Raw genomic sequence first — 6,799 nt, forward strand, 5'->3', positions numbered from 1 at the left:
CGAGTACACTGAGCGCTTTGATGGGGTGACGACGGCTTCCGCCGCTGATTTGGAAATCCCCCGCAGTGCCTGGGATGCAGCGCTCATCAGTCTGGAGCCCACCCAGCGGGCTGCCCTGGAAGAGGCGGCGCAACGTATCCGCAGTTACCACGAGCACCAGCGCGGTGAAAGCTGGACCTTTACCGAGGCCGACGGCACGGTGCTGGGCCAGCGCATCCTGCCCCTGTCCCGGGTGGGGATTTATGTGCCCGGCGGCAAGGCGGCTTATCCCAGCTCCGTGCTGATGAATGCCATTCCCGCGCACGTAGCCGGCGTGAAGGAAATCATCATGACTGTACCCACCCCGCAGGGGCAGGTGAACCCTTGGGTGCTGGCAGCAGCAGCTATTGCCGGCGTGGACCGGGTGTTCTGTATCGGCGGCGCACAGGCGGTAGCGGCGCTCGCCTACGGCACAGAAAGCGTCCCGGCAGTAGACAAGATTGTCGGCCCCGGCAATATCTATGTGGCCACCGCCAAGCGCATGGTCTTCGGCCGGGTCGGCATCGATATGATTGCTGGACCCAGCGAAATCCTCGTGATCAGCGATGGCTCGGCACCGGCAGAATGGTTGGCCTGGGATCTGCTCTCACAGGCGGAACATGATGAGATTGCCCAGAGCATTTTCATCAGTTGGGACGACGCCCACATCGAGTCGGTGGTCGCCGCCGTTGATGCGGCGCTGAACGTACTTGATCGCGCGCCCATCGCCCGCAAGAGCTGGGCAGACCGGGGTGCGGTGATTCGTGTGCGCGACCGTGCCGAGGCCTGCGCCATTGCCGACAGCATTGCGCCGGAACATCTGGAGCTCGCCGTGCAGAATCCTGAAGACTGGCTGGCGGACATCCACAATGCCGGGGCCATCTTCATGGGTATCCACAGTTGCGAGGCCCTCGGCGACTATGTGGCCGGCCCCAACCATGTGCTGCCCACGGGCGGCAGCGCACGCTTCTCCTCGCCCCTCGGCGTCTATGATTTCGTCAAGCGGAGCAGTCTCATTCACTGCAGCCCCGCCGGCGCCGCGCAACTGGGGCGGATCGCCGAGCGTCTCGCCCTGGGCGAAGGTCTGACCGCCCATGCCCGTTCAGCAGCCTGCCGTATCCCCAAAGCCGGGTCATGAGCGACAGCGCTACGATAACCCTGATGCAGAGCCTGCTCCGCCCGGAATTGCTGGCCAGCAAGGCCTATGCGGTGGCAGCCGGTGAGGGGCTCATCAAGCTTGACGCCATGGAGAACCCCTATGGCTTACCTGCGGCCTTGCGTGAGCAATGGCTGGAGAGCTTGGCCGATGCGCCCCTCAATCGCTACCCCGACGCGCACCCCAACACCCTCATAGACGCCCTCAAGGCGCATATCGGTCTGCCCAATGGCGTGGAGCTCATGCTCGGCAACGGCTCCGACGAACTGATCCAGATTCTGGTGACCGCCGTAGCAGGTAGCCAGCGCCCCATCATGGCTGTGGATCCCAGTTTCGTCATGTACCGCCTGCTGGCACAACAGCTCGGCCTGTCTTTTGTGGGCATTCCCCTGAACGCGGACTTCCGTTTGGACCTCCCGGCCATGCTGACCGCCATCACTGCGCAACAACCTGCCATCATTTTCCTCGACTGGCCCAACAATCCCAGTGGCAGCCTCTTTCCCGAGACCGATCTGGAAACGATTGTCGCTGCAGCGCCGGGCCTGGTGGTAGTGGACGAGGCCTATCACGCTTTCAGTCAAGCGACCTTTGCCGATCGCCTGGGACGCACCCCCAACCTCCTCTTGCTCCGCACCCTGTCCAAGGAGGGCCTGGCGGGGTTGCGGCTGGGGATGCTGGCGGGGCCAGCCGCGTGGATTCAGGAACTGGATAAGCTGCGCCTGCCTTACAACATTAATGTGCTTACCCAGCGCAGCGCGTCCTTCTACCTGCGTCATACCGAAGTGTTGGACGCTCAGGCCGAAATCCTACGTGCCGAGAGGGAACGGCTCTTCAAGGCCATCAGCACCTGCGGTCTTTCGATCTGGCCCAGCGCCGCCAATTTCCTGCTCTTTCACGCCCCCGGGCGGGCGGCGGCGCTGTTCTCAGGACTGCGTGAAGGCGGGGTGCTTATCAAAGCCTTTACAGGCCACCCCCGTCTCAGCGACTATCTACGGGTCAGCGTCGGCACACCGGCCGAAAATGATCGCTTTCTGGCCGTACTGGAGTCTTTACTGTGAATCCGCGTCAAGCCGAAGTCGAAAGAAACACCCTCGAAACCCAGATCCGTGTCACCCTGAATCTCGATGGTTCCGGGCAGGCCGACCTGCACACCGGGTTACCCTTTCTTGACCACATGATCCACCAGATCGTCCGTCATGGTCTTTTCGACATGCACATTCAGGCTCAGGGCGATCTGGATATCGACGCTCACCACACGGTGGAAGACATCGGCATCACCCTCGGTCAGGCCTTTGCCCGCGCCGTGGGAGATAAGGCCGGCATCCAGCGCTATGGCCATGCCTACGTGCCGCTGGACGAGGCGCTGTCGCGGGTGGTGGTGGACCTTTCCGGCCGCCCCGGACTGATCTTCGCGGTCGAATTCCCCCGCGCTCAGGTGGGCGGCTTTGATGTGGATCTCTTCCATGAATTCTTTCAGGGCTTCGTCAACCACGCACAGGTGACCTTGCACCTGGACACTTTGCGTGGCAACAATGCCCACCACATCGCCGAAACCCTCTTCAAGGCCTGTGGACGTGCCCTGCGCATGGCTGTCGCTCCTGATCCGCGCATGGCGGGCACCGTGCCCAGTACCAAGGGCACCCTGACCCTATGAGCGCCGCCACGACCCGCGTCGGTATTGTTGACTACGGCATGGGCAACCTCTACTCGGTGGCCAAGGCCGTGGAGTATCTGGGCGGCAAGGCGATTGTCAGTGATCAGGCCAGCGAATTGGCCACCACGGACCGCATCATCTTCCCCGGCGTCGGCGCCTTCGGCGACTGTATGGCAGCGCTGGAAGCCCGTGAGCTCAGTGACTTCGTCCGCGTTGCGGCGCAGACCCGGCCCTTCCTCGGCATCTGCCTCGGGATGCAGATGCTCATGGACAGCAGTGTGGAGCATGGCGAACACGCCGGGCTCGGTTTGCTGCCGGGACGGGTCATCCCCTTTCCCGAAGAAGCCCTGCATGCCGCGGATGGCAGGCACCTGAAAATTCCGCACATGGGCTGGAACGAGCTGCATCAACTCGTGGAACACCCGCTGTTTGCTGGCGTTCCCCAGAATGCCTACTTTTACTTCGTCCACTCCTTCTATGTGGAACCCTCCGCCCCCGAGATACTCGTGGCCTTCAGCGATTACGCCTTTCCCTTCTGTGCGGCGGTGGCGGTGGATAACCTATTCGCCCTGCAATGCCACCCGGAAAAGAGCGGCACGGCGGGCCTGCGCCTGCTCGGGAATTTTCTCGGCTGGGACGGCGATTGCGGAGCCAACTGTGCGATTTGAATCTGTTTTCTGGAATAACTTTGTGGGGAGGAAGTTGTCATGCTGTTGATTCCGGCCATCGATCTCAAGGGCGGGAACTGTGTGCGCTTACGGCAGGGCCGGATGGAAGACAACACGGTCTTCTCGGATAACCCGGTCGCCACGGCGCAACGCTGGGTGGAAGCAGGTGCCAAACGTCTGCACATCGTCGATCTCGACGGTGCCGTGCAGGGGGAGCCGGTAAATGCACAGGCCATTGCCGCCATTTGCGCACGCTTCCCTGACCTTGAAATCCAGGTCGGCGGCGGCATCCGCAGTGAAGAGCAGATTGAAACCTACATCCAGGCCGGGGTTCGTTATGTGATCATCGGCACCCAGGCAGTTAAAGCCCCCGGCTTCGTCGCCGATGCCGCAGTGAGCTTCCCCGGCCATATCATGGTGGGCATTGATGCCCGCGACGGTAAAGTCGCCACTGAAGGCTGGTCCAAACTTTCCCGTCATGATCCTATTGACCTCGCCCGGCACTTCGCCGCCGACGGCATTGAGGCCATCATCTACACCGACATCAGCCGCGATGGCATGCTCAGTGGCCCTAATATTCCCGCGACAGTCGCACTGGCTCAGGCCGTGCCAGTACCAGTCATCGCCTCGGGCGGCATCGCCAATCTGGAGCAGGTACTAGCGCTCAAGGCCTACGAGGGCGACGGCGTCACCGGCGCCATTACCGGCCGCGCCATTTATGAAGGAACCCTGGACTTTAGCCAGGCCCGCGCCCAGGCCGAGGCCTAAGCAGATGCTCGCTAAGCGCATCATACCCTGCCTGGATATCGACCACGGTCGTGTGGTGAAGGGCGTCCAGTTCGTTGCCCTGCGCGATGCCGGCGATCCGGTGGAAGTGGCCAAACGCTACAACGATGAGGGTGCCGACGAAATCACCTTTCTCGACATCTCCGCCAGTTATGAAGAACGCGGCACCCTTGCCGATGTGGTATCTGCCGTGGCTGCCCAGGTCTTCATTCCCTTGACGGTAGGCGGTGGGGTGCGTTGTGTCGAAGATATCCGCACCCTGCTCCTCGCCGGTGCCGACAAGGTCAGCATCAATAGCGCCGCCGTGAATGAACCGGAACTGGTACGCGCCGCCGCCCGGCGTTTCGGTAACTCCTGCATTGTCGTCGCCATTGACGCCAAGCGGGTGGACGATCACTGGGAAGTCTTCACTCACGGCGGTCGGCGCAGTACCGGCCTGGATGCGGTGGCTTGGGCGCAGCAAATGGCCGAATATGGTGCCGGTGAAATCCTGCTCACCAGCATGGACCGGGACGGTACGGGGATCGGTTTTGATCTCGCCCTCACCCGCGCCGTCAGCGATGCCGTACCGGTACCGGTGATTGCCTCGGGTGGTGTCGGAGAAATTCAGCACTTTGCCGAAGGTATCCAGCAGGGACATGCTGATGCAGTGTTAGCCGCCAGCGTCTTCCACTTCGGCCAGTTTCGCATCTCCGAGGTTAAGGCACAGATGGCGGCCGCGAGGATTCCAGTGCGCGAAACCCGCTAAAGCACAGCGCATCTGTCAGGCGCAGCCTACGTATTATCGAGCAGAAAGACATCAACGAGGGGTTCTGACCATCATGAGTGAACGGGAAGCGCAGCACGCCGCCATACTCGCCGCCGTGCGCTGGAATGTGGACGGCCTGGTGCCTGCCATCGCCCAGGATGCCCGCAGCGGCCAGGTACTGATGCTGGCATGGATGAATGCCGACGCATTGCTGGCGACGCTCCGTGATGGCATGGGCACGTACTGGTCACGCTCCCGACAGGCGCTCTGGCGTAAAGGCGAGACCTCCGGCCATATTCAACATCTGGTGGATCTGCGTCTCGACTGCGATGGCGACACCGTTCTCCTGCGTGTCATTCAGGAAGGCCCGGCCTGCCACACCGGGGAGCAAAGTTGCTTCTTCCTCGGCCAACCCGGCGAGCGGGGCTGGCAGCATCAGGCCCCGCCCCCCGGCAGCATCCTCGATAGCCTGCAAGCCACACTACACAGTCGGCGGGCGGCCGATTCCGGCCAATCCTACGTGGCACAACTGCTCCATGGGGGCCAGGACCGGGTATTGAAAAAGGTGGGCGAAGAAGCCACCGAATTTGTCGTCGCTTGCAAGAATCATGAGCCAAAACCGATTATTGCAGAGGCGGCAGACCTCCTCTTTCACCTGATGGTGGCCTTGGAGGAACAGGAATTGCATATTGGTGATGTCCTCGGGGAACTGGCGCGACGTGAAGGCGTTTCCGGCCTGGAAGAGAAGGCAGCACGACGTCCGCAAGCTTGACGCAACCGCCTTATTTTCCTATGGTCAAAACGTTAGTTGTAGCGCGTAAACCCCTGCGGGGGAAGGAGAGCAGTCATGGGCGCTTTTAGTATCTGGCATCTGGTCATCATTTTGTTAATAGTGGTCGCGCTGTTTGGCACCGCAAAACTGCGCCACGTGGGTTCGGACCTGGGTTCTGCCATCAAGGGCTTCCGCTCCGCCGTCAAGGAAGAGGAAGAAAAGAAGGAAACCATCGGCCATACCATTGACGTCGATGTCCAGCCCAGCAAAGAACACGAAACCGTCAATCGCTGATCGCTTATGTTCGACTTCAGCTTTGGCGAACTCGCGCTACTCGGGATTATTGCGCTGCTCGTGGTCGGGCCGGAGAAAATGCCCGAGCTCGCGCGCACTGCGGGGAAGTGGTACGGCGCTATGCGTCGCGCCGTGACGGGCTTGCGTTCTGAGGTCGAACAGCAGTTGTTGCTGGATGATCTGCGCCAGGAAGCCAACAAACTGCGCGAGTATGCCAACGAAGAACTTCTGCCTGTGGATATTACCGCTACGGCCACCCCTAAAGCGAGTGACGAAAAACCGGAAGTCATAGGAGAGCAAAAACAAGGTGAACTCGATATCCTGTCGGCACCGGTGCAGCATGCGGAGCCTCCAGGACCGGAAGACCGCCTGCATTGATTGTATAGCCTGTCATAACCTGATGCGCTAGCCGGAGTTCGCCATTATTACGTCTGCGCACTATGGCTTGATCCTTCACCAAGTATCTTGCAGATTATCAATTTCCAAGCCCACTAATAGATCAATACCGCCTAAGGATATTTTTTAAGCATGGATAAGTTGGCGGAGAACACTTTTATCGGCCATTTGTTGGAATTGCGCCGCCGCGTATTATTTGCAGTGATCGCTATTTTCGCCGGTTTTTTGGTTTCTTATCCATTCTCTAAAACGATTTATAACATTCTTGCTGCCCCACTCATTGATGTATTACCAAAGGGCAGCCACC

The 6,799-nt window shown here is 60.5% G+C and carries 10 protein-coding genes; all 10 read left to right on the plus strand.

From position 1 onward, the window contains the following. Window positions 1-1,156, plus strand: a 1,156-nt coding sequence (gene hisD, locus AC2VNK_RS09025; RefSeq protein WP_486883519.1) for a histidinol dehydrogenase, incomplete at its 5' end; no start/stop codon positions are given. Beyond that, a complete protein-coding gene (hisC, locus tag AC2VNK_RS09030) occupies window positions 1,153-2,232 on the plus strand; it encodes a histidinol-phosphate transaminase (RefSeq protein ID WP_486883520.1) in 1,080 nt (359 codons plus the stop codon). The genes hisD and hisC, both read left to right, overlap by 4 nt. Continuing rightward, a complete protein-coding gene (gene hisB / locus AC2VNK_RS09035) occupies window positions 2,229-2,828 on the plus strand; it encodes an imidazoleglycerol-phosphate dehydratase HisB (protein WP_291520521.1) in 600 nt (199 codons plus the stop codon). The genes hisC and hisB overlap by 4 nt, the downstream gene beginning before the upstream one ends. Continuing rightward, window positions 2,825-3,496, plus strand: a complete 672-nt coding sequence (hisH, locus tag AC2VNK_RS09040; RefSeq protein WP_486883521.1) for an imidazole glycerol phosphate synthase subunit HisH — start codon at window positions 2,825-2,827, stop codon at window positions 3,494-3,496. Before hisB ends, hisH begins: the two co-directional genes overlap by 4 nt. A 39-nt stretch (window positions 3,497-3,535) precedes the next feature. Then, window positions 3,536-4,264 carry a 1-(5-phosphoribosyl)-5-[(5-phosphoribosylamino)methylideneamino]imidazole-4-carboxamide isomerase gene (gene hisA / locus AC2VNK_RS09045; protein ID WP_291520517.1) on the plus strand — a complete coding sequence of 243 codons (729 nt, stop codon included), beginning with the start codon at window positions 3,536-3,538 and terminating at the stop codon, window positions 4,262-4,264. Window positions 4,265-4,268: 4 nt separating this feature from the next. Next, window positions 4,269-5,030: an imidazole glycerol phosphate synthase subunit HisF gene (hisF, locus tag AC2VNK_RS09050; protein WP_486883522.1), complete on the plus strand. Its 762-nt coding sequence runs from the start codon at window positions 4,269-4,271 to the stop codon at window positions 5,028-5,030. A 73-nt stretch (window positions 5,031-5,103) separates the two neighbouring features. After that, entirely contained in the window at window positions 5,104-5,802 is a 699-nt protein-coding gene (gene hisIE / locus AC2VNK_RS09055) for a bifunctional phosphoribosyl-AMP cyclohydrolase/phosphoribosyl-ATP diphosphatase HisIE (protein ID WP_486883523.1), read from the plus strand. 75 nt (window positions 5,803-5,877) lie between these two features. Further along, window positions 5,878-6,096, plus strand: coding sequence for a Sec-independent protein translocase subunit TatA (tatA, locus tag AC2VNK_RS09060; protein ID WP_291520510.1), 219 nt, complete (start codon window positions 5,878-5,880; stop codon window positions 6,094-6,096). Window positions 6,097-6,102: 6 nt separating this feature from the next. After that, a complete protein-coding gene (gene tatB, locus AC2VNK_RS09065) occupies window positions 6,103-6,474 on the plus strand; it encodes a Sec-independent protein translocase protein TatB (protein ID WP_291520508.1) in 372 nt (123 codons plus the stop codon). A 150-nt stretch (window positions 6,475-6,624) separates the two neighbouring features. Next, a partial coding sequence (locus AC2VNK_RS09070) for a twin-arginine translocase subunit TatC (RefSeq protein ID WP_486883524.1) occupies window positions 6,625-6,799 on the plus strand: 175 nt, incomplete at its 3' end.

This window comes from Acidithiobacillus sp. TH-A35, from assembly GCF_057473505.1.

What these genes read in the sequence shown, in the direction of transcription:
- hisC (WP_486883520.1), top strand. Translation starts at nt 1,153, where the DNA reads ATGAGCGACAGCGCTACGATAACCCTGATGCAGAGCCTGCTCCGCCCG.
- hisH (WP_486883521.1), top strand. Translation starts at nt 2,825, where the DNA reads ATGAGCGCCGCCACGACCCGCGTCGGTATTGTTGACTACGGCATGGGC.
- hisA (WP_291520517.1), top strand. Translation starts at nt 3,536, where the DNA reads ATGCTGTTGATTCCGGCCATCGATCTCAAGGGCGGGAACTGTGTGCGC.
- hisF (WP_486883522.1), top strand. Translation starts at nt 4,269, where the DNA reads ATGCTCGCTAAGCGCATCATACCCTGCCTGGATATCGACCACGGTCGT.
- hisIE (WP_486883523.1), top strand. Translation starts at nt 5,104, where the DNA reads ATGAGTGAACGGGAAGCGCAGCACGCCGCCATACTCGCCGCCGTGCGC.
- tatA (WP_291520510.1), top strand. Translation starts at nt 5,878, where the DNA reads ATGGGCGCTTTTAGTATCTGGCATCTGGTCATCATTTTGTTAATAGTG.
- tatB (WP_291520508.1), top strand. Translation starts at nt 6,103, where the DNA reads ATGTTCGACTTCAGCTTTGGCGAACTCGCGCTACTCGGGATTATTGCG.